The organism is uncultured Williamsia sp., assembly GCF_947494875.1.
GTDB lineage: Bacteria > Actinomycetota > Actinomycetes > Mycobacteriales > Mycobacteriaceae > Williamsia_A.
Window position 1 is genome coordinate 877,066 of record NZ_CANLWM010000001.1, and the last position, 23,376, is coordinate 900,441.

23 protein-coding genes are annotated in these 23,376 nt (G+C 69.7%); 9 read left to right on the forward strand and 14 right to left on the reverse strand.

Features of this window, described 5'->3' with window-relative positions; all coding sequences use genetic code 11:
• Positions 1–44: 44 nt before the first annotated feature.
• Positions 45–821, reverse strand: a complete 777-nt coding sequence (locus Q1A98_RS04195) for a deoxyribonuclease IV (RefSeq protein ID WP_299570104.1) — start codon at positions 819–821, stop codon at positions 45–47.
• Positions 822–933: 112 nt separating this feature from the next.
• Between Q1A98_RS04195 and Q1A98_RS04200 the strand changes: the two genes are divergently transcribed.
• Positions 934–2,340 (forward strand): wax ester/triacylglycerol synthase family O-acyltransferase, encoded by a 1,407-nt coding sequence (locus Q1A98_RS04200; RefSeq protein WP_299570106.1) that lies wholly within the window; start codon positions 934–936, stop codon positions 2,338–2,340.
• 24 nt (positions 2,341–2,364) lie between these two features.
• Here the strand turns inward: Q1A98_RS04200 and Q1A98_RS04205 are convergent, their stop codons facing one another.
• Together Q1A98_RS04205 and Q1A98_RS04210 are read right to left on the reverse strand one after the other, a co-directional pair.
• Positions 2,365–3,975 (reverse strand): GMC family oxidoreductase N-terminal domain-containing protein, encoded by a 1,611-nt coding sequence (locus Q1A98_RS04205; protein ID WP_299570107.1) that lies wholly within the window; start codon positions 3,973–3,975, stop codon positions 2,365–2,367.
• A 10-nt stretch (positions 3,976–3,985) separates the two neighbouring features.
• On the reverse strand, positions 3,986–4,924 hold the full coding sequence (locus Q1A98_RS04210) for an alpha/beta fold hydrolase (protein ID WP_299570109.1): 939 nt from the start codon (positions 4,922–4,924) through the stop codon (positions 3,986–3,988).
• A 200-nt stretch (positions 4,925–5,124) separates the two neighbouring features.
• Between Q1A98_RS04210 and Q1A98_RS04215 the strand changes: the two genes are divergently transcribed.
• Complete coding sequence (locus Q1A98_RS04215; protein ID WP_299570570.1) at positions 5,125–6,171, forward strand: phosphatase PAP2 family protein; 1,047 nt, start codon at positions 5,125–5,127, stop codon at positions 6,169–6,171.
• Here the strand turns inward: Q1A98_RS04215 and Q1A98_RS04220 are convergent.
• Both Q1A98_RS04220 and Q1A98_RS04225 read right to left on the reverse strand, forming a co-directional pair.
• Positions 6,126–7,205 carry a DUF4185 domain-containing protein gene (locus Q1A98_RS04220; RefSeq protein ID WP_299570111.1) on the reverse strand — a complete coding sequence of 360 codons (1,080 nt, stop codon included), beginning with the start codon at positions 7,203–7,205 and terminating at the stop codon, positions 6,126–6,128. The two genes, Q1A98_RS04215 and Q1A98_RS04220, sit on opposite strands and share 46 nt — an antisense overlap.
• A 157-nt stretch (positions 7,206–7,362) precedes the next feature.
• Positions 7,363–8,424 carry an EamA/RhaT family transporter gene (locus tag Q1A98_RS04225; protein ID WP_299570113.1) on the reverse strand — a complete coding sequence of 354 codons (1,062 nt, stop codon included), beginning with the start codon at positions 8,422–8,424 and terminating at the stop codon, positions 7,363–7,365.
• 137 nt (positions 8,425–8,561) lie between these two features.
• Here Q1A98_RS04225 and Q1A98_RS04230 point away from each other — a divergent pair, with 137 nt between their 5' ends.
• Entirely contained in the window at positions 8,562–9,731 is a 1,170-nt protein-coding gene (locus Q1A98_RS04230) for an ATP-grasp domain-containing protein (RefSeq protein WP_299570115.1), read from the forward strand.
• Positions 9,732–9,739: 8 nt separating this feature from the next.
• On the opposite strand, the gene Q1A98_RS04235 is transcribed toward Q1A98_RS04230, so the two are convergent.
• Genes Q1A98_RS04235 through Q1A98_RS04245 form a run of 3 tightly spaced genes read right to left on the reverse strand, consistent with a single transcriptional unit; the run spans position 9,740 to position 12,626 of the window.
• The gene (locus tag Q1A98_RS04235; RefSeq protein ID WP_299570117.1) at positions 9,740–10,585 is read right to left on the reverse strand and encodes an alpha/beta hydrolase; all 846 of its coding nucleotides are present in this window, start codon (positions 10,583–10,585) and stop codon (positions 9,740–9,742) included.
• On the reverse strand, positions 10,582–11,370 hold the full coding sequence (locus Q1A98_RS04240; protein ID WP_299570119.1) for an acyl-CoA thioesterase domain-containing protein: 789 nt from the start codon (positions 11,368–11,370) through the stop codon (positions 10,582–10,584). The genes Q1A98_RS04235 and Q1A98_RS04240 overlap by 4 nt, the downstream gene beginning before the upstream one ends.
• Entirely contained in the window at positions 11,367–12,626 is a 1,260-nt protein-coding gene (locus tag Q1A98_RS04245) for an MFS transporter (RefSeq protein ID WP_299570121.1), read from the reverse strand. The genes Q1A98_RS04240 and Q1A98_RS04245 overlap by 4 nt, the downstream gene beginning before the upstream one ends.
• Positions 12,627–12,700: 74 nt before the next feature.
• Here Q1A98_RS04245 and Q1A98_RS04250 point away from each other — a divergent pair, with 74 nt between their 5' ends.
• On the forward strand, positions 12,701–13,138 hold the full coding sequence (locus Q1A98_RS04250) for a GNAT family N-acetyltransferase (RefSeq protein ID WP_299570123.1): 438 nt from the start codon (positions 12,701–12,703) through the stop codon (positions 13,136–13,138).
• A 6-nt stretch (positions 13,139–13,144) separates the two neighbouring features.
• Here the strand turns inward: Q1A98_RS04250 and Q1A98_RS04255 are convergent, their stop codons facing one another.
• Positions 13,145–13,672, reverse strand: coding sequence for a hypothetical protein (locus Q1A98_RS04255; RefSeq protein WP_299570125.1), 528 nt, complete (start codon positions 13,670–13,672; stop codon positions 13,145–13,147).
• A gap of 110 nt (positions 13,673–13,782) precedes the next feature.
• Here Q1A98_RS04255 and Q1A98_RS04260 point away from each other — a divergent pair, with 110 nt between their 5' ends.
• Entirely contained in the window at positions 13,783–15,165 is a 1,383-nt protein-coding gene (locus Q1A98_RS04260) for a YibE/F family protein (protein WP_299570127.1), read from the forward strand.
• Positions 15,166–15,215: 50 nt separating this feature from the next.
• On the opposite strand, the gene Q1A98_RS04265 is transcribed toward Q1A98_RS04260, so the two are convergent.
• The 3 genes from Q1A98_RS04265 to Q1A98_RS04275 form a co-directional block, all read right to left on the reverse strand.
• Entirely contained in the window at positions 15,216–16,070 is an 855-nt protein-coding gene (locus tag Q1A98_RS04265) for a type IV toxin-antitoxin system AbiEi family antitoxin domain-containing protein (RefSeq protein ID WP_299570129.1), read from the reverse strand.
• A 93-nt stretch (positions 16,071–16,163) separates the two neighbouring features.
• A complete protein-coding gene (locus tag Q1A98_RS04270) occupies positions 16,164–16,580 on the reverse strand; it encodes a PPOX class F420-dependent oxidoreductase (protein ID WP_299570131.1) in 417 nt (138 codons plus the stop codon).
• A 10-nt stretch (positions 16,581–16,590) separates the two neighbouring features.
• The gene (locus tag Q1A98_RS04275; RefSeq protein ID WP_299570134.1) at positions 16,591–16,794 is read right to left on the reverse strand and encodes a DUF2945 domain-containing protein; all 204 of its coding nucleotides are present in this window, start codon (positions 16,792–16,794) and stop codon (positions 16,591–16,593) included.
• A 42-nt stretch (positions 16,795–16,836) separates the two neighbouring features.
• Here Q1A98_RS04275 and Q1A98_RS04280 point away from each other — a divergent pair, with 42 nt between their 5' ends.
• The 3 genes from Q1A98_RS04280 to Q1A98_RS04290 are packed head-to-tail and all read left to right on the forward strand — an operon-like array spanning position 16,837 to position 18,595.
• Complete coding sequence (locus Q1A98_RS04280) at positions 16,837–17,730, forward strand: aldo/keto reductase (protein ID WP_299570135.1); 894 nt, start codon at positions 16,837–16,839, stop codon at positions 17,728–17,730.
• Positions 17,730–18,266 (forward strand): SRPBCC family protein, encoded by a 537-nt coding sequence (locus tag Q1A98_RS04285; RefSeq protein ID WP_299570137.1) that lies wholly within the window; start codon positions 17,730–17,732, stop codon positions 18,264–18,266. The genes Q1A98_RS04280 and Q1A98_RS04285 overlap by 1 nt, the downstream gene beginning before the upstream one ends.
• Positions 18,266–18,595, forward strand: a complete 330-nt coding sequence (locus Q1A98_RS04290; protein ID WP_299570139.1) for a YnfA family protein — start codon at positions 18,266–18,268, stop codon at positions 18,593–18,595. Before Q1A98_RS04285 ends, Q1A98_RS04290 begins: the two co-directional genes overlap by 1 nt.
• A 4-nt stretch (positions 18,596–18,599) precedes the next feature.
• Here Q1A98_RS04290 and Q1A98_RS04295 read toward each other — a convergent pair whose 3' ends face one another.
• Positions 18,600–19,640, reverse strand: a complete 1,041-nt coding sequence (locus Q1A98_RS04295) for an alpha/beta hydrolase family protein (protein WP_299570141.1) — start codon at positions 19,638–19,640, stop codon at positions 18,600–18,602.
• A 486-nt stretch (positions 19,641–20,126) separates the two neighbouring features.
• Here Q1A98_RS04295 and Q1A98_RS04300 point away from each other — a divergent pair, with 486 nt between their 5' ends.
• The gene (locus Q1A98_RS04300; RefSeq protein WP_299570143.1) at positions 20,127–21,761 is read left to right on the forward strand and encodes a beta-galactosidase; all 1,635 of its coding nucleotides are present in this window, start codon (positions 20,127–20,129) and stop codon (positions 21,759–21,761) included.
• Between the two features lie 139 nt (positions 21,762–21,900).
• Here the strand turns inward: Q1A98_RS04300 and Q1A98_RS04305 are convergent, their stop codons facing one another.
• On the reverse strand, positions 21,901–23,280 hold the full coding sequence (locus Q1A98_RS04305; protein WP_299570145.1) for a cation:dicarboxylase symporter family transporter: 1,380 nt from the start codon (positions 23,278–23,280) through the stop codon (positions 21,901–21,903).
• Positions 23,281–23,376 lie beyond the last annotated feature (96 nt).

The following is a 23,376-nucleotide window of genomic DNA, read 5'->3' on the forward strand; positions in this document are numbered from 1 at the left end:
CATAACCACACGTGCGGTCCCTTGGCTACGTCCGATTTGCCTGGTCAGACGGCTTCGCGCAGGTATGCCAGATCCTCGGCCATACCCTCGCCCGGGGTCTCGAGGATCACCGGGGCGCCCGCGGTCCGCACCACCTCGACAAGGAGGTCGTTGTCGATCTGCCCGTCGGCGAGGTTGGCGTGGCGGTCCCGGGCGGAGTCGAACTCGTCGCGGGAGTTGTTCAGGTGGACCAGGTCGATGCGGCCGGTGATGTCCTTGACCCGTTCGACGATGCCGACGAGGTCCTCGCCGCCCGCCCAGGCGTGGCACGTGTCGAGGCAGAACCCGGCGTCGTCGAAGTCGCCCACCTGCTCCCACAGGCGCTCGACGGCGTCGAGGTGGCGGGCCATCGCGTTGTCGCCGCCGGCGGTGTTCTCGATGAAGATCGGGACTGCGAACCCGCCCTTGTCGGCCTGGCGCTCGAACAGCTTGCGCCAGTTCAGGAATCCCTCGGCGGCGTCCTCGCCGTCGCGGAGGTGGCCGCCGTGCACGACGAGGCCGATGGCGCCGAGATCGGCGGCCGCCTTCGCCTGCTGCTCGACGGCCTTGCGCGAGGGCATCCGCAGCCGGTTGTTCAGGCTCGCGACGTTGATGATGTACGACGAGTGCACCACCACGTCGATCGGTGACGAGCGGATCCGGTCGGCGTCGGGGTGGTCGGTCGGGGCCGGCATCTTCCGGTCCTGCGGGTCGACCACGAACATCTGCAGGAGGTCGGCGCCGAGCTCCTCGGCGGCCCCGATCGGATCGTCGTCACTGCGCACATGGGCTCCCAATCGCATGTGTCCGACCCTAGTCGGACGGGGTTGTCGGAACGGGTGACACCGGCGTGCGACGGGACCACTATGGGAGCGTCCGCGCAGGTGCGCGGCATCGGCGACAGGGGTGGTCTCGATGGAGCGCTTGAGTGGACTCGACGCGTCGTTCCTCTACCTGGAGACCAGGTCGATGCTGATGCAGGTCGTCGGGATGATCGAGATCGACCCGTCGACGGTCCCCGGCGGGTGGTCGTTCGACCGGATGCTGAGCGAGATGGAACGGCGCATCACCGCGATGCCGACGTTCCGTCGCAAACTCCACGACTCCCTGTTCAACCTCGACCACCCGGTGTGGATCGAGGACAGGTCCTTCGACATCCAGCGCCACGTGCACCGCGTCGCGCTTCCCGACAGCGGTGGAGACACCGAGCTCGCCGATTTCTGCGCCCACATCGCTGGTGTGCCGCTCGACCGCAGCAAGCCGCTGTGGGAGCTGTGGGTCATCGAGGGCCGCCCCCACGGCAACATCTCGATCATGCTGCGGATGCACCACGCGAGCGTCGACGGTGTGTCCGCCGCGGACCTGTTGGCGCAGTTGTGTTCACTCACCCCCGAGGCACCGGACCTCGACGAGGAGAAGGTCGGCGCGTCGGCGGGGGGTGCGTCGCTGCCGGGGTTGGTGGCCGACGGGTTGGTGAACTTCGCACTCCGTCGTCCCATCTCGATCGCGCGGATGCTGCCGCAGACGGCGCGGGTGCCGTTCCAGTGGATCAGTCGGTCACGGAACGACGAGGCGATGCCGGCGCCGTTCAGCGCACCGCGGGTCGCGTTCAACGGGACCATCACCCCGCACCGGTCGATCGCCTTCACGCAGATCTCGCTCGACGACATCAAGACGATCAAGAACCACTTCGACGTCACGGTCAACGACGTGGTGATGGCGGTGTGCGCGGGCGGGCTGCGGGAGTACCTCGAGCAGACCGACGACCTCCCGGACAAGCCGCTCGTCGCCGCGGTGCCGGTGTCCACGCACGACGAAGATGACGACGACCGACTCGTGGTCGCGGGCACCAACAAGGTGACCGCGATGATGATGACGCTCCCGACGGACGTCGACGATCCGGTCGCACGCATCGAGGCGATGCGAGAGTCGTCGGCGCGTGCGAAGTCGCACAACAAAGCCCTCGACGCGACACTGCTGCGGGGGTGGGCCCAGCTGATCCCGCCGATGACCATCGGGGCACTGGTGCGGCTCTACTCGAACTACCACCTGGCCGACCGCCATCCCGTCGCGGTCAACGTGATCATCTCCAACGTCCCGGGTCCGTCGTTCCCGCTGTACTTCCTGGGGTCGCGGATCCGGGCGCTGTTCCCCCTCGGCCCGATCGCGGACGGGGTGGGGTTGAACCTGACCGTGATGTCCTGCGACGGGCAGATGAACTTCGGCGCGATCGCGTGCAAGGAGCAGATGCCCGACGCCTGGCCCTTCATGCGCGCGATCGAGGACGAGGTGAAGGCCCTGCTCGCCCGGTGCGACCGCTGACGTCGGTCCCGGTCGGGTAGGACCTCAGGCCGAGGCGCGGATCAGGTCGGCGGCCTTCTCGCCGATCATGATCGCCGGTGCGTTGGTGTGGCCGCGGATGATGACCGGCATCACCGACGCGTCGGCGACGCGCAGGCCCGTCACGCCGCGCACGCGCAGCTCTGCGTCGACGACGGAGGCGTCGTCCGTGCCCATGCGGCAGGTACCCACCGGGTGGTAGAGCGTCTGGGTGTCGGTGTTCACCGCGGCGTCGACGACCTCGTCGCGCGTCGGCGAACCGTCGAGCGCGGGACGCAGCCACCGCGATCCCATGACGTCGGCCAGTGGTGCGGTCTCGGCGATCCGCGCGCACAGTTCGACGCCGGCGTTCAGGGTGGCCCGGTCGAGACCGTCGGGGTCGGAGAGGTACATCGGGTCGATGATCGGTGGCGCCATCGGGTCGTTGCCGGTGAGCCGCACGGATCCGGTGCTGCGCGGCTGGAGAAGGACGGCGGCGATGGTGATGCCGTCCTCGGTCGGTTCGACGAGACCCTCGCCGAGGAACGGGGCCGGCACGAACAGGATCTCGACGTCGGCGAGCTCGCTGTCGGGGGTGAGACCGGTGCGGACGAAGCCGTAGCACTCGGCGACGTTCGACGTGAGCAACCCGCGCCGGCGCAGCAGGTAGTTGACCAGGGCCGGGATCTTCGTCGCGCGGTAGAGCGTGGCCTCGTCGGTGTTCTTGGTGATCCCCGCGGCGAGGTGGTCGCGCATGTGCGCGCCGACGTCCGGACGGTCGGCGACGACGTCGATGCCGAAGCCCCGCAAGTGCTCCGCGTCGCCGATGCCGGAGTGCATGAGCACCTGGGGGCTGTTGACCGCGCCACCGCAGAGGACGACCTCGCGGCGGGCGTGGATCTGTCGGCGCGTGCCGTTCTCGATCACCTCGACGCCGATCGCCCGCGTCCCGTCGAACAGGATGCGGGTCACGTGGGCGCCGGTGTGCAGGTCGAGATTGTCGCGGGAGGTCGCCGTGCGCAGGTAGGCGTCGGCGGTGCTCCACCGGGCACCTCGTTTCTGGGTGACTGTGGTGCGCGAGAAGCCATGCGGCACGGCGGTGTTCGGCGTGACGGTCGGATAACCGAGCGTGGTGGTCGCGCGCAGGAACAGTTCGTCGAGCGGACTCGGGCTGCGCTGCTGCGAGATCTCCATCGGCCCGCCGTGCCCGTGGTCGGGGTCGTCGGACCACGGCGCGTTCTCGATACGGCGGTAGTACTCGACGGCCTCGTCGTATCCCCACCGTCCACCGGCGGCGGCGGCCCACGCGTCGTAGTCGGCCTGGAAACCGCGCACCCACATCATCGCGTTGAGCGAGCTGGACCCGCCGAGGGTCTTGCCGCGCGGCCAGTAGATGGCGCGCTGCTTCAGCTCGGGCTGGTCGACGGTGAAGTAGTCCCAGTCGTTCTCGGATCGGAAGAGCTGGGCGAACGCAGCCGGGATGTGGATGAACTTGTCCTTGTCGGGACCGCCGGCCTCCAGCAGCGTCACGTGGGTCCCGGGGTCCTCGGTGAGGCGCGCGGCGATCACCGCGCCGGCCGAACCGGCTCCGACGACGATGACATCCGTTGTGGGGGCTGTGGTCTCCGGAGTGCTCATGGTGGTGACCCTAGGGCGACGACACCCCGCCGGGCGTCGAATCGGCGATGCCGTCGGCGACGGCGGTCGTGCTGAGGCCCGCGGCGTGCTCGCACGCCCGCACGAACGGCCCCACGAACGCGTCGGGTTCGAGTACACAGCAGGCGTGGCCGGCGGGGACGTCGACGCGGGCGGCGCCGGGGATCCCGTCGAGCAGCAGCTGTTGACGCGCCGGGGGCACGACGCGGTCGGCGGTGGTGACACAGACCGCGGTCGGGACGGCGATGTCGGACAACCACTCCCGCGAGTCGAAGGCGCCGAGACCGTCACCGATCTCGTCCATCCGCGACAGCCGTCCGGCGCGCACCTGACGCAGAGCCCAGGCGCCGTCTGCGAGACCGCGCTCGTCGAGGGCCTCGGAGGGCAGGCCGGGCAGTCGGTGCACGAGGTGACGCGTCACGAGCTTCGTGACGCCATCGAGGGCGCGGTGTCCGCTGTTGCGGGTGCCGAAGTAGGGGCCGGTGGCCGCCAGGACGAGACCGCGCACCCGGTCGGGATGTCGGTGGGCGACGAGCTGCGCGATGCCGCCGCCCATCGAGAACCCGGCGGCGACGAAGCGGTCGATGCCGAGGACGTCGGCCAGGGCGACGACGTCGTCGGCGCAGTCGTCGAGCGAGAACGTCTCGGAGGTGATCCCGCGGCCGTGCCAGCGCTGATCCATCGTGATCGCGCGGAACCGACGCGTGAGGTCGGGGAGGGCGGGATACCAGGTGAGCAGCCCCGTCGTCATCACCGAGTGCAGCAGCATCACGGGTGTCGCGTCGGGGTCGTCGGGACCGCTGTCGGTCACGAACGTGGTCCCGCGGCCGGGCAGGTCGACGAGCTGCCCGGTGGGGACGTCGGCGGTCGGATACGTCGCGAACCGCCGCCCGATCCGGGCCGCGATGCGGTCGACCATCGTCAGCGCCATCGGTCCGATGGTAGCGACGGCACGCGGCCCGGGCGCGTGCCGGACATGACGCCGAACTCGTCATCGGACAAGATGGGGTGACCGACAGGTGAACAGAGGGCGAACCGCCGACGAAGGGTGTGCGTGTGACGATCTCCGGCGAGCGGAAGACCACCGACGCCGCGATCGACGCACCGACCGTCGAGACCACCGACAACCCCGTGCTGCGTCCCTGGTGGCAGCGCGCCCGGACCTGGCGTCGCGTCGCCGTCGGGCTCTGGCTGGCCGTGATGCTGTGGCAGTTCACCGTCCACGGTCTCGCGTTCGACCGGACCCGCCTGATCATCTGGATGTGCTTGGGACTGGCCGCCGCGAGCATCGGTCGCCGCCGCATCACCACCGTGATCGTCGACTGGCTGCCGTTCGCCGCGGTGCTGTTCCTCTACGACCTGACCCGCAACGTCGCGCAGTGGATGGACATGCCGACGCGGTGGCACCTCGCGCCCGACGTCGACCACTGGATGTTCGGGGTGAACCCCACGGTGTGGCTGCAGTCGCACATCAAGGACGCGCAGCCACCGTGGTGGGAGGTGATCACCAGCGTCGTCTACGTCTCGTACTTCGTGATCCCGTACGCGGTGGCGGGGGTGCTCTGGCTCAAAGACCGTCGGGCATGGCGCCGGTACGCGGTCGCGTTCGTGGCGACGACGTTCCTCGCCCTCGTCGGCTACACCCTGGTGCCGGCCGCCCCACCGTGGGCCGCGGCACGCTGCACCGCCGAGCAGGTGGTCGACAGCCCCCGTGACCCGCCGTGCATGGAGTCGGAGATCCCTCCGGCGTCCGGCGGTCTCCTCGGCCCTGTCCGACCCGACGACCCCGCAGCGGCGCCCTACGTCGAGCGGATCTCCGCGCGCGGTTGGGACGTGCTGAACATCAAGGCCGCGTCGACGCTGCTCACCGTCGGACAGTCGAAGGCCAACCTCGTCGCCGCGATCCCGTCGCTGCATGCGGGACTCACCATGCTGTTGGCGCTGTTCATGTGGCCACGGGTGCGTGCGCTCGGGCGGACACTGTTCCTCGGGTACGCGCTGACGATGGCGTTCACGCTGGTCTACACCGGCGAGCACTACGTCTTCGACATCCTGCTCGGATGGGGGCTGGCGGCCGGTGTCCTGCTGGTGCAGGCCTGGGTGATCCGCCGGTGGGCGCGACGCCGGGAGGCTCAGCGCAGTGCGTCGAGCGGGACCTTCCAGAGCAGCACGTTGTAGATCTGGAACAGCGACGCCGTGAAGTAGAGGTCCTTGCCGTTCGACCACGGGTGGATGAACGGGGCGTAAGCGCTGTTGATCTCGGCGGCGTTGATCAGTGACCGCGGGGGACTCCACGGCCCCTCCGGAGACGGCGCCGTGCGCGCGACGATCGTGTTCGTCGTCGCCAGCGACACGTACTTCCCGAGGTAGGCGTTGTAGGCGACCGACATCTCGCCGGTCGGTGCGCCGATGATCGGGGTCGCCGCGTTGACGTCGCCCTTGACCCACTTCCCGTTCGAGAAGTACTCGTAGGCACCGAGATCGGTCAGCTTGGACGCGGCCACGCGCGCGAGCCGCACCGCGCCGAAGCGGCCTGACGGGGTGCCGTACACGTAGACGGTGTCGCCGACCTTCAGCAGTGCGCTCATCTGGAAGTTGCTGTTGCCGCCCACGTTGGGGCGGATCGCGTCGGGCGGTCGCACCCAGTTCTGACCGTCGTCGTCGGAGTACGCCACGCCGGCGCGGTCGGTGACCCACTCCCCGGGGCCGCCCCAGCTCTTGACGGCCATGTACGTCATGTACTGGCGACCGTTCGCGGCGATCCCGCCGGTCGGCAGGACCGTGATCTCGCGGCGGTAGTCCGGCACCAGGACCTGCTTGGCGAGGCCCGGTGCCGCCATCACGCCGCTGTCGAAGCGCATGCCGTCGGCCAGGTTGCGATCGGTGCTGCGCAGCAGCACGTTCGACCGGAACCCGTAGAGCTCGCCCCGCAGCAGCGACCGCCCGTCGAAGTTGGCGGTGTCACCGAACGCGGCGAGAACCCCACCGTGCCCGTCGTCCCAGGTGACGCCGAGATCGGTGCCGACCACCCCGAACCGCCGCACGGTGTCGTTGATGTCGCCGACACCCGTCTCCTGCGCGACGGGCTGCGCGAGACCCGACGACCGCGGCAGCCCGATGGACACCACCGACGGCATCGGCGGTGCCGCACCCGCGGCACCGACCCCCGTCAGCGTCGCCCCCACGACGGTCATCGCCACCGCGACCGTCATACCGCCGGCACGTCGAACTCTCGATTCCCCCCAGAACACGTCCGCGAAGGTACACCTGAATCAGGGGTGAACAGAGGGGGCCGGCGGAGGGAACGCGCAGTTCACAGACGAGCAGCGCGCAATTTGTGACCCTCGACAGGCAATTGCCGATCGCTGGTCAGAGGTGGTCGATGCCCTCGCGTGCCGACCGGCCGTCGGCGCCGCGGTCGGTGTCGGGATCGTCCGGTCCTGCAGCGTCCTGCGAGGCGGAACCCTGCTGGGAGGACTCCGTGTCCGCCTTCCGGCGATCGCGAGACCGACGGCGCCAGCCGCCCTCCGTCGGCGGGGCCTCACCGAAGTGGTCGGCGTCGTCGGAGCTGTAGTAGGCGACGAGAACCGCGCCGACCACCGCGCCGATGAACCCGACGACGGCCAACCACTCGAGACCCGGCTCCGCCTTGTCCCCGAGGAAGACGACGCCGATGATGCCGGGGGCCGCGGTCTCGCCGACGACGAGGACCGCGGTGACGCCGTTCACGGCTCCGAGCTGGAGTGCGACGGTGTGCACGTAGAACCCGACGGCACCCGCGATCGCGATGGTCCAGGCGGCGGGATCCGAGAGGATGGTCAGCGGCGAGAACGGGTCGAAACCGCGCAGGATGCGCACCGCGATCGCGATGACACCGAAGAGCAGTCCCGCGGCCGCACCGGCGAGGATCGAGCCGCGCGCACCCAGGCGGTAGATCACCAGGACCGCGATGGCGCAGACGACGAGGGTCGCGGCGAGCAGACCCCAGTGGAAGCCGAACGACTCGGTGGTCTCCGTCGCGTGCCGACCGGACGCGGCACCCAACATGCACAGCGAGGCGATGACGGCGACGATCGCGATCCAGTCGCGGGCGTGCAGGCGGACGCTGAGGACGACGGTGCCCAGGAGGGCCGTGACGATGAGGTTCGCCGACACGATGGTCTGCGAGAGGAACAGCGGCAGGAGCCGGGCGGCGATCGCGCCGCCACCGAAGCCGAGGACCACCATCGCGGTGCCGACGAGGAAGGCGGGGTCGCGCAGGGTCTCCGCCGTGGACTGCATCGACGGGCCGCCCGCGGCCGTGGTGGAGCGCGAGCCCTCCTTCTCCCGCGCGGCGACGGCCGCGCGGCGCGCACCCAGTGCGCGGAGAACCGAGGAGAGTCCGTAGCCGATGGCGGCGAGCGAGGCGAAGAGGATGCCGATCACGAACATGGCGCTGCACCTCCACCCGCAGGATTTGTGGCCGAACTGCCTGGTCTGGGCGCTGCGCGGCCGATCTGGCGGACCGTTGGTTAGGCTAGCATGTTCGCTGATCCGACCCCCTCTCGCGGTGCTACCTACGGAGTCCCATGGCCCCCACGCGCAAGCGTGTCCTCATCACGTTCGCCCGGTCGTTCCTGACCCTCGACATCGCCCGCCTCATGGCCGCCGGCGGCCACAGCGTCACCGTCGTCGACAGCATCGCGCTGCCCGTCTCACGGTTCTCCAATGCCGTCGACGCGTGCCTGCGGGTGCCCGCGCCGACCTTCGCGCCGCGGGAGTACTGCCGCGAACTGGCCCGCATCGTGCGCGAGCGGTCCATCGACATGGTGATCCCGGTGCACGAGGAGACCGACATCATCGCGCAGATGCGCGAGGAGTTCCCGGACACGTGCGAACTGTTCCTGTCCGATTTCGAGACCGAGAACAACCTGCACAACAAGTACGAGTTCCAGCGCGTGCTCACCGAGATGGGCATCCCCACACTGAAGTTCGCTCAGGTGCGATCGGCAGAGGACCTGCGGGCTCTGGACTTCGAGACGCCGTTCGCGCTGAAGGAGTGCTACTCCCGTGGATCGCAGAAGGTGCGCAAGGTGATCCCGGGGCAGATCCCCGACGACATCGAGTTCTCGCCGACGAACCCCTACATCGCGCAGGAGTGGTTCAAGGGCGACAAGTTCTGCACCTACTCGGTGTGTCGTGACGGGAAGGTGTTGGCGCACACGGTCTATCCCGTCTGGTACGCCATCGACGGCAACTCGTGCATCGCGTTCGAGGCCATCGACCACCCGGCGATCACGACCTGGGTGGAGGACTTCATCGCGCGCGTCGGGTTCACCGGCCAGGTCGGCTTCGACTTCATCGTCGGCGACGACGGCGCGCTGTTCACCATCGAGTGCAACCCTCGCGGCACCAGCGGGATCATGATGTTCGAGCCGCACCACCGCGTCGACCTCGCCTTCTTCGGCGAGACCGACGAGGTGATCAGCCCGGAGCTGGGCACCCGCAAGATGATCGGCTTCGGGATGGGGCTCTACGGCTGGAAGAAGTCGTCGCTGGAGGGCAACACGCTGCGTGGGTTCCTCCGCGATTTCCGCGCCACCGACGACGTCATCACCAACCGTCGCGACCCGCTGCCCGCGGTGATGATGCCGATCGCCTACATCGACATCGCGCGGATGTGCCTCAAGTACAAGGTCGGTCTGGCCGAGGCCTTCATGCACGACCACGAGTGGGACGGCATCCCCATCTCGAGCTGACCGTCTCGTCAGACCTGCGCGCGGCAGAAGTCGACGATGCGGGTGACGACGTCGGTCTGGCCGGTGAAGAACCCGCCGTGCCCGACGCCGTCGACGACGGCGAACTGCGCCCCGGGGATCTGGCCGGCGGCGGCGCGGCACCCCGCCGGCGGGAAGAACAGGTCGTGCTCGAAGGCCAGGGCCAGCGTCGGGATGTCGATGGCGGCGAGGCGTTCCGCTGTCGGCTCGCCGGCGGTGATCCAGTCGTAGGACGCCATGAGGTTCCCGCGGAGCCCGACGTCGTCGGTCCACACCTGACCGGACGACGCGAAGATCTCCGACCACCCACGGACCGACGCGGGGTCCTGCAGGAGCGCCGGGTGCAGCGTGGTGACGAGCTGTTCGAACGTCATCACGTCGCTCGGGATGGTGCCGTAGGTGTCGAGGAGTCCGATCTCCATCCGCCCCACGAGCTCCCCGATGGGCGACGGCTGCAGGCCCGCGACGAGTGCGGTGGCCCGGACGCGGCCGGGGTGACGGCGGATCAGCTCCTGAGTGACGTAGCAGCCCATGGAGTACGCGACGACGATGACATCGTCGAGGCCCAGGGCGTCGAGCAGTCCCTCGGCGTCGTCGGCGAGGTCGGCGGCGCTGTACGGCCCGGCCGGGGCGGACGAGGGCGCGACCCCGCGGGCGCTGTGCGCGACGGTGGCGAAGCCGGCCGTCGCGAGCGCATCGGACAGACCGGTGTACTCCCACACCTGCGCGGGCTGGCCCAATCCGCCGTTGAAGAGCACCGTCGGCCCGGAACCGCTGCGGCGCACCTCGACCCGCAGATCCGGGCGCACCTCGACCTGCGACACCTCGGTGCTCATCGAGCCGGCACCCCCCGGGAGAAGTCGATCTGTGCGGCGGCGTTCGAGACCGCGGTGACCATGCCCGTCCCGATCGGGCCGTGGACGTCGAAGAGGGCGGCGGTGCCGACCGAGACGCCGTCGGCGGTGATGTGGGACGCGGCCTCCAGACCGATACGTCCGCCCTCGGGCAGCCGGGACAGCGCGACCGTCAGGTCGCAGTTGATGTACCCGATGCCCTCGTCGCCCCAGTTCGTCACCATGCTGCTCCCCTCGGCGCACATGACGGCCGCGGTGTACGGCGTCTCCGGCTCACCCGCGATCACCGGGAACGTGGTGGTCCACAACCGTTTCCGGCTGGAGTTCTGGTGGTCGGCGACCGAGGTGGTCCACCCGACGGCGTCGCTGCCGTACCAGCGGTGCGCAGGTTCGGCCGGCGGGTCGAACGGGTGCTCCGATCGCCATTCCTCTCCCGGGGGTGCGGAGGAGCGTCGCAGCGCGACCATCGTCGCGCGGGCGACGGTGACATCGTCCTGGTGCAACTCCACCTCGGCGACGCGGATGCGCCGTCCCGCCCGCACGATCCGGGTCGTCGCGGTGAGCGGGTGGCCGCGCGCCGCCTTGAACAGGTCGACGGTGGTCCGCGCCGGGAGGAAGTCCTCGTCGCCGTGGCGGGACTCGAGGGCATGCGCGGCCGCGGCGCACAGCGCGGGCCCGTTCAGCATGTCGGGCCCCCAGCGCCCGAACGCGAACTCCGACGGGACGTACGCGTCGCCGTCGAGCGTGAAGAGGTGGCGATCGGTCACGAGCCCGTCCTGGTCGTCTGGCGGTCGGGGAGAGCGACCGCATCGGGGTCACGGTAGTCGGACAGGACCGCCGCGAGGCTGACCACTGCCAGCACCACACCCGCGGCGAAAAGGATCGGATAGGTGATCGCGGGCACCGCACCATGGATGAGCGACAGCACCACGGGGGCAGCGAAGCCGAGGTAGGTGAGGGAGTAGAAGACCGCGGTCAGCCCGGCGAGTTCCGACGGCTCGGCGATGCGTCCGACCTCGGCGAGACCGGCCACCAACGCCATCCCGTACCCGGCGCCGAGCACCGCGCCCGCGACCAGGGTGAGCCACGGGTCCAACACGTGGGCGGCGACACCGCCGACGGCCATGCCGGCCATCAACAACACCGTCGCGACCGCCGAGCCGCGCGCCCGGTCGGGGACGTCGATGCGACGTGCCACCGACTGCACCGCGAACCCCGAGGCGAGGGTGACGAGGGTGACCGCGGCGGCGTAGGCGATGCGTACGTCGGCGACGCGGTCGGACATCAGGGTGGGCAGCACCGCGTAGGCAGCAGCCGCCGAACCGAACACCCACGGCGCCACGGGCACGACGACCCGGATGAACCGACGGTGCGCCACGGCCCGGATGCGGAGATCGTCGACGAGTCGCCGCGGCGCGCGTCCGGGTTCGATCGTCTCCGGCGCCGACCACACCCACACCGTGGCAGCCAGGCAGAGGCCGACGTTGACCAGGTACGCCAGCGAGTCCTGCAACGGCGCCCACTGGGCGAGGACGCCGGCGACGGCGGCACCGACACCCAGCCCGAAGGTGAGGCTCATCGCGGCCCGTCGCGCACCGAGGGTCGGCGACGCGTTCGGGGTCCACGGCGCTCCCGACAGTTCCTTCACCCAGCTGCTGCCGACGGCCATCGCGAGGCCCAGCCCGATGCCGCTGAGCACGCGCCCGACGACGAGGAGCGACACGTGATCGGCGCCGACCGCCAGGATCACCGACCCCAGTGCGGCGACGAGCGGTGCGGGACGCATCAGGCGTACGCGGCCGTACCGGTCGGACAGCGGCCCCCCGATGAGCAGTGCCGGCACGATGCCCAGCACGTAGGCGAAGAGGAGGGCGTCGACGACGGTGCCGGGGAGGCCGTGCACCGACTCGTACATGACCAGCAGCGGCGTGAACTCGTTGCCACCCCAGGCGATGGCCGCCATCGCGGCGGCCACGCCCCACCACGCACGGCGGTCGGGGGTGACGGTTCGGTCGGCACGCACGGTCCCATCCAACACGGGTGATCGCGCTCACCACGGGCCGGGCGCACGTCGGATGAGGTGGCTAGCCTGCGGCCATGGATTCGAGCTACCGCCTCGTCGACGGTGTCCCACCCCTCGACGACTACCGCCGGCTGCGTGAGGTGTCGGGCCTCACCCCGGTCAGTGAGGAGCAGGCGACACCGGCGGTCGCGAACGCCTGGGGTGGGTGTCACGTCGTCGACGAGAACGGCGTCGTGGTCGCGATGGGACGTGTCCTGGGCGACGGCGGCTGGTACTTCCACGTCACCGACATCGCGACCGACCCCGCCCACCAGCGACGTGGTCTCGCGAGGACCGTCGTCGAGCGGTTGCTCGCGGTGATCGTCGACGCCGCCCCGCCGAATCCCTACATCACGCTCATGGCCGACCCGCCGGGTCGTCGGCTCTACGAGTCGCTGGGGTTCGAGACCACGGCATCGGCCGGGATGGTGCAGACGGCGATCCGCCGGGGCGAACCCGCACCGCGGTCCTGAGCCCGGTCAGGCCGGAGCCCGGTATCCGTCCATGCTGAGGCAGTCGGCCGGGACGGGCAGGTGCACGCCGCCGGCGATCCGGGTGAGGTCGACGGCGTGGCGGAGGTCGTCGAAGCTGAGGTCCTGGCGCCGTGCGACGGCCGCCCCGAGCATGGCCAGGGCCTGGTCCGCGTCGCCGCGCCCGCACAGCGCGTCGGCGACCGCCAGGTAGACGGCGATCGCCGGGTCGGTCTTGTCCAGTTGCACCAGCGCCCACGCGTAGCGCTTCGCCGCGTCGACGGTCTTCGGTCCGGCGGGGCCGTCGGTGCGGACGTACTTCCCGTACAACTCCCTCGCGAGCGGCTCCGAGTCCGACCACCGCTGCAGGTGACACATGCAGCGCACCGCGTCGTGCAGGTTCGCCAGGTACTTGCGGGAGTACGGACCGTCCTGACGGCCGCGGATCTCGCGGAGCACGCAGAACTCCGGCAGAGCGTGCGCGTAGTCGCCGGCGGCCAACAAGGCGTCCGCCTCGTGCTGCAGCTCGTCGATCATCGCCTCATGATCGCGCATCCGAGCGCGCCTCACCTGCGAAATCGTCGGGTCCGTGGCGGGCCGGACTCCGAGCACGGCCCGCGGGAACGGTCACCTTCTACAGTTGCGGCGTGCATCCCTCGGGCCCGGCGCGCGGGCACAGTCACAGCCCGTCGGCGATCGCCGTGCACCTGCGGCCGCTCGCGGCGCGGATCGTCGTCGGCGTGCTGATCGCCGTCGCGGTGGCCGTCGCGGTCGGGGCCGTGGTGCTGTGGCCGGGGGAGCGTCCGCACTCGGTGCCGCTGCAGTTCCAGACGGCCGCGCCCGACGGGAAGCTGGTCACCCAGACGGGCACGGTGATCGCTCAGGCGCGGTCGGAGTGCCTGAACCGTGCCGCGGGGACCGTCTTCGGGGGCGACGCGCCCGTCTCCGCCGAGGCGACCGGCCCGTGCATCGAGAGCACGGTGAAGATCACCTCCGGCAAGGACGCCGACGCGAACACCCTCATCGAGGTGCCGACGAATCGCGCGCAGTCGGGGGAGCAGCCCGGCGTGACGCGGTCCCGCCCCCCGGCGGACCAGCTGGACAAGCCGCAACCGGGCCAACCGGACCTGAAGGTCGGCGACGACATCCGCCTGGTGTTGTCGCCGAGCGGTCAGGGCACGTCGACCTACTCCTTCTACGACTACAGCCGCGGGACGTCGACGCTCATCTGGGCGATCGTGTTCGTTCTCGCGATCGCCCTCGTCGCGGCGTGGCGGGGCCTGCGGTCGGTGCTCGGGCTGGTGATCGCGTTCGGGGTGCTGCTGGGGTTCACCCTGCCCGCGATCCTCGACGGGAAGTCGCCGGTCGCCGTCGCGATAGTGTCGTCGGCGGCGATCCTGCTCATCGTCATCTACCTCGCCCACGGCATCAGCCTGCGGACCAGCGCGGCGCTGTTGGGGACCCTCTCGTCGCTCGCGGTCGCGGCGATCCTGTCGTACCTGTCGGTGGTCACGATGAACATCACGGGGCTCTCGGCGGAGCAGACGACGAACCTGCAGGTCTACCAGAACGGGATCTCGACGAACGGGATCCTGTTGGCGGGCTTCATCATCGGCGCACTCGGCGTCCTGAACGACGTGACCATCACCCAGGCCTCGGCGGTGTTCGAGCTCGCCGCCGGCGGTCGGAGCAGGCGTGCGACGTTCGCGGCCGCGATGCGCGTCGGACGCGACCACATCGCCAGCACCGTCTACACCCTCGTCTTCGCCTACGCCGGCAGCGCGCTTCCCCTTCTTCTGTTGTTCTCCGTTGCCGGACAGTCGTTCTCGTCGCTGGCGACGACGGACACCGTCGCCGTCGAACTGGCCCGCTCGTTCGTCGGCGGCATCGCGATCGCGCTGTCGGTGCCGCTCACGACGGCGATCGCCGTCGCGCTCGTCCACAAACACGAGGTCCCCGACAACCATCGCGCACCCGCCCGCGCCGCTCCCGCCCGCACCGTCGGCGGCCGCCACTCCCGCGCCGACTGACCGCTTCCGGTGTCGGTTCGTATCGCTCAGCGACACCCACGTGCACCAGATCAGCGGAGCGCATGTCGAATCGTCGCGATGACCTGGTCCGGCCGCTCCGTGAGGTCGGCCCAGGTGAATCGCAGAACCGTCCAGCCGTTCGCGACGAGTGCGTTCTGACGGGTCCGATCGCGCTGGAATTCGCGCTGCCCGGAGTGGTACGCAAAGCCATCGATCTCGACGACCAGGCGTTGTGCGTCGAAGACGACATCGCCCTCATATCCACCGATCTCGACGCCGGGTCGCCATCCGGTGATCCCGGCCGACCGGAGTAGCCCATGCGCGATCCGTTCGGCCTCCGATCGCGCACCCGTGATGGCGGCATCGATGAGACTCGCCGCACGTGGGGCGCCGTGGCGACGCGGATACCGCGAGTGAACGTCGATGATCTCGTCGAGCCTGACCCGTCGGCGCAGCAGGGCGTGATCCAGAACGGCCGCGCCGTCCAGAACGGCCGCGTCGAGCACGCTCATCGGGATCGAGGTCACGACCAGCCCCTTTCGGCGCCGCACGTCCGACGGGTCCAGGTCGCGGCGGATCAGGGACAGTCCCGCGCGTCGGATGCCGTGCCGGCCCCGCGGCACGCAGATGGTGGTCGTCGCCGGGGGTCGTGCCAGGATGCCGTGCCACCACGCCGCCGTCGGTCCTGCGACGACAGCATCGTCCCCGAGTTCGAAGACGATGCCCCGCAGGCGGGCTCGCGGGGTGGCAGGTCGATCTGCCACGAAGTAGACGCCGCGCCCGACGCGGATCCACGCGCCGGAGGCGACCCGACGCTGGACGGCGGCGCGGTTGATCCCGTGCTGGGCGGCCTGGGACAGCGTCACGACGCCGTCCTGCCGGGCGATGAGTTGCCGTAGATCCACATCGATTGGACGCAGGTGTCACCACGACGGTTCCGGTGCGTGCTCGTATCGCTCAGCGATACCGACGTGCACCGGAACGGTGACCTTCAGGGTTCAGAGGTTCGGGGCCGCGGCGATGCCGATGGTGGAGGACTTGCCCTTGAACAGCGAGCTGGCGGTTGTCGCGAATCGGCCGACGAGGCCGTACTTGGCGTTGATCGCCTGTCGCACACGTGCTGTGCCCGCGTCGTCGAGCACGCGTGCGGTGCCCTCCACGGGGTCGCCGACGTTCTTCCCGGCGCGATCGCACGTGGCGAGCGAGACGCGGGGGGTGTTCCGGATGCGCTTGACCTTCCACGACGACGCCTGGGTCCACATGACCAGTTCCCCGGCCTCCGGCCCCGAGTCGACGAAGGCCGCCCAGATCGGGACCGGCTTCGCGCGACCGTCTTTGGTGTAGGTGGTCAGCTGGACGTACTTCGCCGTCGCGATGTCGCCGAGCGCACGGCGCGACTGCTGTGGATCCGGCATCGCTTCCCCGTCACTTCTTGTCGAGCGTGGATTCCTTGTGGGCCGCCTTCGACCCGGTCTTGTCGGACTCGACGATCCAGTACGGCTCGTCGTCGGAGGCTTTGAAGGTCTGGCCCTCGAACTCGAACTCCGAGGTCCGCTTCTCCGTCGCGGTGCCCTCGGTCTTCCCCTGGGGGGTGTTCCAACTGACGGTGTCGCCCTGAGAGATCGCCATTTCCCCAACCTACCCTCGGGTCTGACCGATTAGCCTGGAGTCATGACATCCGACCTGCCACGGATCGAGCTCAACTCGGGGACGTCCATCCCCCAACTCGGACTGGGGGTGTGGCAGGCCGACGACGACGAGACCGAGCGGGCTGTCGCCCACGCCCTCGACGAAGCCGGCTACACGCACATCGACACGGCCGCCGCCTACGGCAACGAGGAGGCCGTCGGTCGCGCACTCGCGGCGTCGTCGGTCGACCGTGACGACGTCTTCGTCACCACCAAGCTCTGGAACGCCGACCAGCGCGGCCGCGAGGCGGTGCTCGCGGCGTGCGACGCGAGCCTGTCGAAGCTGGGCCTCGACCAGGTCGACCTCTACCTCGTGCACTGGCCCCTGCTCGACTCCGACCGTATGAAGCGGACGTGGGAGGCGATGCAGGAGATCGCGGAATCGGGCAAGGCGAAAGCGATCGGCGTCTGCAACTTCGAACCCCATCACCTGCAGGTGATCATCGGCGACGGCGACATCGTCCCGGCGGTCGATCAGGTCGAGTGCCACCCGAACCTGCCGCAGAACGAGCTCCGCGCGTTCGCGCACGACAGCGGCATCGCCGTCGAGTCGTGGAGCCCCCTCGGCGGCACCCCGAACTCGGGGTGGGGGAAGGCGTCGAAGGACAACACCCTGCTGAAGGACGAGACGCTGGGTCGCATTGCCGAGAAGCACGAGAAGTCCATCGCGCAGGTGATCATCCGCTGGCACCTGCAGGGCGGTCTCGTCGTCATCCCGAAATCGGTCACGCCGGAACGGATCTCGCAGAACATCGACGTCGTCGACTTCTCCCTCGACGACACCGACATGCTCGACATCGCCCGCCTGGCGAACAACCGTCGCGTCGGGGCCCATCCGGACGAGATGAACGTCGGCGCCCCCGCCGACGACGAGTGATGCGCATCCGCGACCTCCCCACCGTCGAGGTCAGCGTCCGGTTGACCGTCGATCCCGCCGAGGCGTGGGAACTCGTCACCGACATCTCCCTGCCGACGCGTGCCGCGGGTGAGCTGCACGCGGCCACCTGGGATGTCGGGTACGACGGCGTGGCGCTCGGCGCCCGGTTCCACGGGCACAACCGCAGTGACGATCTGGGGGAGTGGTCCACGTCGTGCGAGGTCGTCGACCTGGAACCCGGCCGACGGTGGGTCTGGGCGGTGCACGGGATCTCCGACGATCCCGATCCGTCGCCCACGCGTCCGGCACCCGGCTCGGATGCGATGGCCTGGTGGGGATTCGAGGTCGATCCCGCCCGCAGCGGGTGCGTCGTGCGGCAGTTCGCACGGATCGGCCCCGGACCGTCGGGCATCAGCGCCGCCGTCGCCGAGCACCCAGGCCTGGAGGGACGCATCGTCGACCGTCGTCTCGGCGCGTGGCGGGACGCGATGACGGCAAACCTCGCTCTGCTCTCGGAGGGGAGCGAGACCTCCTGATGGATCTGGCGCGATCCATCCCGTTGTTCGCCGCCGCCGCGGTTCTCGAGATCGGCGGAGCGTGGCTGATCTGGCAGGGCATCCGCGACCACCGCGGGTGGCTGTGGATCGGGGCTGGGATCGTGGCGCTCGGGCTCTACGGAGTCGTCGCCACGCTCCAACTCGACGCCCAGTTCGGCCGCATCCTCGCCGCCTACGGCGGGGTGTTCGTCGTCGGCTCCCTGCTGTGGGGCGTCGTCGTCGACGGCTTCCGCCCCGACCGTTACGACGTCGTCGGCACGCTGGTCTGCCTCGTCGGAGTGGGCGTCATCATGTACGCCCCGCGCTGACCGATCAGGAGATGTCGAGCGACCGGGCGATGGTCGGCCACGCGCGCGGCAGGTCCTCCGCCCAGTAGCCCCAGGAGTGCAGCCCCGCCCGGAACTCGTAGGTGGCCTTCACCCCCGCCCGCTGGGCCTTCGCCTGGAACGACCGCGTGCACGACAGGACCACGCCCTCCAGGAATCCGCCGACGGGAGACGCGAGACCCCGCAGCCCCAGGCGCGGGTCGGGCAGGCCGTTGCCGCTGACGATGTAGATGTCGGTGTCCTTGAGCGCGGACAGCCGGCGCGTGGGGTCGTTCGCGGCCCAGTCGCCGCCGTCGAGGGGTCCCCACATGTTCTCGGGATTCCCACCGCGCGTCGCGACGGTGCCGGCGACGGCCTGCCGATACGCGGGGGGACCGAAGTCGAAGCATCCACTCAGCGCCATGACGCCGCGGTAGAGATCGGGGTGCTTCGCCGCGAGGACCATCGCCGACGTCGCGCCCATCGAGAGCCCGCCGATCGCCGACCGGCCGTTGCCGGAATACAACTTCTCGATCAGGGGCGGTAGGTCGCGGGTCAGGAAGGTCTCCCACTTGTTCACGCCGAGAACGGGATCCGGCCGTCGCCAGTCGGTGTAGTAGCTCGCGGTCCCGCCGATGGGCAGGACGACCGTCACGTCCTTGTCCGCCATGAACCGCTCGATGCCGGTCTGCACGGTCCAGCCGCTGCGCTGGAACCCGGTGTAGACCCCGGCGTCGATCCCGTCGAGGAGGTAGAGCGTCGGCCGGGGTGCGGTGCTCCGGGGGTGCAGGATCTCGAGTCGGATGGCCTGCCGGGTGTCAGGGTCCCGGACGGTGATGATGTCGTGCTGCGGTCCCAGGGCGGTCCGCGTCAGCAGCGTCGCGGTGGGTGTCGGATCGGGCGCGGGACGCGCGACGGCGGCGCCGGAGCCGACCCCGAGCGCGGACACGGCGACGAGGCCCACGGCGGCGACACGAGCGATCGCGGAGCGACTGTCGCGGTGCGGCGGCCGTAGGCCGCGAGCGCGATCGATGACACGACTGAACACGAGATCCCCCCTCTGCGTTTCAGGGCCGAACTGTATCGGAGTCGGCGCAGCGGTGAGGTCGTCGCCACTGCCTCCGGCCCGACGGCCGCGGGCGGGCGCCGGACGAGACGGCAGCTTTCATTCGGGCATCCGAGCGATATTTAACGCAGAAAATTCGCGCGCCAAACTTCTCCTCCGCGGCGCCAACCGCACGTGCGAACAGATGGCGATGCCGAACCGCGCCGTTCCAATACGGGTGAATTCGTGTCACGTGTAACGGAATTCGAGCACGTAGTCGCTGGTGGGGCGAATGTTACGAGCGAGGAAACTTAGCCGTAAAAACATCACTGATTACCAAACTTTATCTCCCATAAAGTCTGGTCTCATGCTCTAATTGCATCCGCCAGGGGGGCTCAGAGAACGGGGTACCACCGAATGCGACGTCTCGCGCCATCCCTCTCGCGGACATCGGCGACGGCTCTCGCCGCCGCTGTGTTCGCTCTCCTGATGTTCTGTGCGGTCGCGGGTGCAGCGCTGCTCCCGAACTCCCGCGCCGCCGTCGCCATCATCGACACCGCGGCGATCAGCGACGCGCCGACGACGGTGGGCATCTCCGACACCGACATGTACTGGGACGCGATGGATCCCACGGAGATCGCGAAGCGACTCGACGCGATGCAGTCACTGGGCGTCAAGAACATCCGAATCGGCATGCCGTGGGCCACGGCAGAGCCCGCACCGGGCCAGTACGACTGGACGGCGATCGACAACATGGTGAACGCGGCCGCCGCCCGTGGGATGGGGGTCCTCGGCATCATCAACACGACGCCGACCTGGGCCCGCGGCACCTGGACCAACGTGTACGCGCCACCGGACAACCCGGCGAATCTCGGGTCGTTCGCCGCGGCGCTCGCGGCGCGCTACGCCGGCAAGGTCTCGGCGTACGAGGTGTGGAACGAGCCGAACGCGGCGTTCGCCTACCAGCCCGGCCCGGACCCCGCGGGGTACACCCAGCTGCTGAAGGCCGCCTACACGGCGATCAAGGGAGCCGACCCCCAGGCGCAGGTGATCGGTGCCGTCGTCGGCGCGACCCAGACCTGGGGATCGTGGACTCTCAACCCGGTCGACTTCGTCCAGCAGATGTACGCGGCGGGGGCGAAGGGCTACTTCGACGCTCTCTCGTTCCACCCGTACTCGTGGGCCGTCCCGTTCTCGTCGGGCGCACTGATCCCGAACTCGCCGCTAGACCAGGCCAACCGCATCTACCATCTGATGCAGGCCAACGGCGACGGCTTCAAGAAGATCTGGAGCTCCGAGTACGGCGTACCGACCGGTGTCCCCAACGTGGGGAACCAGGCGTCGATGATCAACGACTTCCTCAACACCTGGAGCACCCTCGCCTACGCGGGCCCGTCCTTCCTGTACACACTCGTGGACCGGAACAGCTCGGACACCTGGGACCCGGAGTCGACGTTCGGCCTGTTCACCGACTCGTGGGTGGCGAAGGCGGCTGCCCAGGTGGTCAAGGACTTCATCGCCGCACACCCGCAGACCGGTGGGACCCCGACCCCGCCCCCCACCCCGCCGACCAACCCGCTCGACGCGTGGGCCCAGGCGGTGCAGGCAGCGGTGCAGGCATGGCTCAAGTCGATCGCGGATGCGATCGCCGCAGCGTTCAGCCCGACCCCGCAGGCCACGACCTCCGCGCAGACCCTCGCGGCGGCCGTGACGACGACATCGCAGGCCCCGTCGTCGACGACACCGGACTCCACCTCGTCGACCACCACCGCGCCGGCCACCACCGGTGAGCCGGCGGCGGCAGCCCTGGCGGCTCCGAGCTCTTCGACCTCGGCCCCGTCCACCACGACAGAGTCCGTGACCGCACCGTCGACCACCACGTCGGCACCGTCGACCACCACACCGTCGACCACGACGTCGGTGCCGACGACGACGACCTCGGCCCCTCCGGCCTCATCGGCGACGGGTTCGACGACGACCACCGCGGTCCCGACGACGACGTCGGCGACCACCGCGGCGACGTCGGCCACCACGACCCCGTCCGCCGCCACGTCGACTCCGTCGAGCACCTCGTCGGCGCCGACGACGACCCAGGAGACACCGGCGACGACCGCGGCGCGCTGAGGGGAGACGGGGAACGGCCGGTGCCGCGACTTCGGGGGTCGCAGCACCGGCTGTCTCCTCGTACCGGAACAGTGGAGAACGGCCGGTGCCACGACCTCGGGGTCGCGACACCGGCCGTCGTCATCGGACGGTCGCCGGTCTACTTCGTGACCGACACCGCCGGCTCGTGGGCGTCGTCGACCATCGTCAACTCGTCGAACGGATCGCGTCCGTCGAGCACGTTGCGCATCTTCTCCTTGTCGACCGTGTGGGTCCAGGAACCGACCAGCAGGGTGGCGACGGCGTTGCCGGAGAAGTTGGTGACTGCGCGGGCCTCCGACATGAACCGGTCGATGCCGACGATGAGGCCGACGCCGTCGAGCAGTTCCGGTCGGTGCGCCTGCAGACCACCGGCGAGGGTGGCCAGTCCGGCGCCGCTCACGCCGGCCGCGCCCTTCGAGGCCACGATCATGAACACCAGCAGGCCGATCTGCTCACCGATGCTCAGCGGGTCGCCGAGCGCCTCGGCCACGAACAGCGACGCCATCGTCAGGTAGATGGCGGTGCCGTCGAGGTTGAACGAGTAGCCGGTCGGGACCACGACGCCGACGGTCGAGCGCTGGACGCCGATGTGCTCCATCTTCGCGATGAGGCGCGGCAGCGCCGACTCGGACGAACTCGTCGCGACGATGAGCAGGTACTCGCGGGCCAGGTAGCGGACGAGCTTGAAGATCGAGGCGCCGACGGTCATGCGGAGCATCGCGCCGAGCACACCGAAGACGAAGATCGCGCAGGTCAGGTAGAAGGCGAACATCAGGGCGAGCAGGTGGGTGACCGCGCTCCAGCCGGTCTGGCCGACGACGTTCGCGATGGCGCCGAACGCGCCGATCGGGGCGATCCACAGGATCATCGCGAGGACACGGAAGACGAGTTTCTGGATGTGGCCGATGCCGCGCAAGATCGGTTCACCCGTCGAGCCCATCGCCTGGAGGGCGAAGCCGACGAGCAGCGCGACGAACAGTGCCTGCAGGACGCTGCCGGCGGTCAACGACGACAGCAGCGAGTCCGGGATGATGCCCTGGATGAAGTCCATGGTGCCGCCGGCCTCCTCGGCCTTGCCGGCGAGCTTCTCGCCCTGACCTGCGGCGCCGCTGATGTCCAGGCCGGTGCCGGGCTGGATCAGGTTGCCGACGACGAGGCCGATGGCGAGCGCGAACGTCGACATCGCCAGGAAGTAGCCGAACGCCAGGCCGCCGACCTTCCCGACCGTGGCGGCCTTCCGGACCGAGCCGATGCCGAGCACGATCGTGCAGAAGATGACCGGGGCGATCATCATCTTGATCAGGCTGACGAACATCGTGCCCAGCACGCCGAGGTCCTTGCCGACGCCGGGCGCCAGGATGCCGACGGCCACGCCGGCGACGACGGCGATGATGACGCCGATGTAGAGCCAGTGGGTCCGGTCGCGCTTGGGCTTCTCGGCCGTCGGCGGCTGCGGGGGTTCCGGCGTGGTCGGCGGCCGGTCGTCGGTGGCGGTCATGGTGTCCTCCGGTTCTCCTGATACTTCGGTTGTGAAGGATGATGTCGGGGGACTGTGACCCGGGTCACGGTTATGTACATTTCGTTCACGGAGGGA

What these genes read in the sequence shown, in the direction of transcription:
- Q1A98_RS04225 (WP_299570113.1), bottom strand. Translation starts at nt 8,424, where the DNA reads ATGTTCGTGATCGGCATCCTCTTCGCCTCGCTCGCCGCCATCGGCTAC.
- Q1A98_RS04290 (WP_299570139.1), top strand. Translation starts at nt 18,266, where the DNA reads ATGGATCTGGCGCGATCCATCCCGTTGTTCGCCGCCGCCGCGGTTCTC.
- Q1A98_RS04195 (WP_299570104.1), bottom strand. Translation starts at nt 821, where the DNA reads ATGCGATTGGGAGCCCATGTGCGCAGTGACGACGATCCGATCGGGGCC.
- Q1A98_RS04270 (WP_299570131.1), bottom strand. Translation starts at nt 16,580, where the DNA reads ATGCCGGATCCACAGCAGTCGCGCCGTGCGCTCGGCGACATCGCGACG.
- Q1A98_RS04220 (WP_299570111.1), bottom strand. Translation starts at nt 7,205, where the DNA reads ATGACGGTCGCGGTGGCGATGACCGTCGTGGGGGCGACGCTGACGGGG.
- Q1A98_RS04250 (WP_299570123.1), top strand. Translation starts at nt 12,701, where the DNA reads ATGGATTCGAGCTACCGCCTCGTCGACGGTGTCCCACCCCTCGACGAC.
- Q1A98_RS04280 (WP_299570135.1), top strand. Translation starts at nt 16,837, where the DNA reads ATGACATCCGACCTGCCACGGATCGAGCTCAACTCGGGGACGTCCATC.
- Q1A98_RS04235 (WP_299570117.1), bottom strand. Translation starts at nt 10,585, where the DNA reads ATGAGCACCGAGGTGTCGCAGGTCGAGGTGCGCCCGGATCTGCGGGTC.
- Q1A98_RS04200 (WP_299570106.1), top strand. Translation starts at nt 934, where the DNA reads ATGGAGCGCTTGAGTGGACTCGACGCGTCGTTCCTCTACCTGGAGACC.
- Q1A98_RS04275 (WP_299570134.1), bottom strand. Translation starts at nt 16,794, where the DNA reads ATGGCGATCTCTCAGGGCGACACCGTCAGTTGGAACACCCCCCAGGGG.
- Q1A98_RS04285 (WP_299570137.1), top strand. Translation starts at nt 17,730, where the DNA reads ATGCGCATCCGCGACCTCCCCACCGTCGAGGTCAGCGTCCGGTTGACC.
- Q1A98_RS04255 (WP_299570125.1), bottom strand. Translation starts at nt 13,672, where the DNA reads ATGATCGACGAGCTGCAGCACGAGGCGGACGCCTTGTTGGCCGCCGGC.
- Q1A98_RS04205 (WP_299570107.1), bottom strand. Translation starts at nt 3,975, where the DNA reads ATGAGCACTCCGGAGACCACAGCCCCCACAACGGATGTCATCGTCGTC.
- Q1A98_RS04300 (WP_299570143.1), top strand. Translation starts at nt 20,127, where the DNA reads ATGTTCTGTGCGGTCGCGGGTGCAGCGCTGCTCCCGAACTCCCGCGCC.
- Q1A98_RS04305 (WP_299570145.1), bottom strand. Translation starts at nt 23,280, where the DNA reads ATGACCGCCACCGACGACCGGCCGCCGACCACGCCGGAACCCCCGCAG.
- Q1A98_RS04230 (WP_299570115.1), top strand. Translation starts at nt 8,562, where the DNA reads ATGGCCCCCACGCGCAAGCGTGTCCTCATCACGTTCGCCCGGTCGTTC.
- Q1A98_RS04210 (WP_299570109.1), bottom strand. Translation starts at nt 4,924, where the DNA reads ATGGCGCTGACGATGGTCGACCGCATCGCGGCCCGGATCGGGCGGCGG.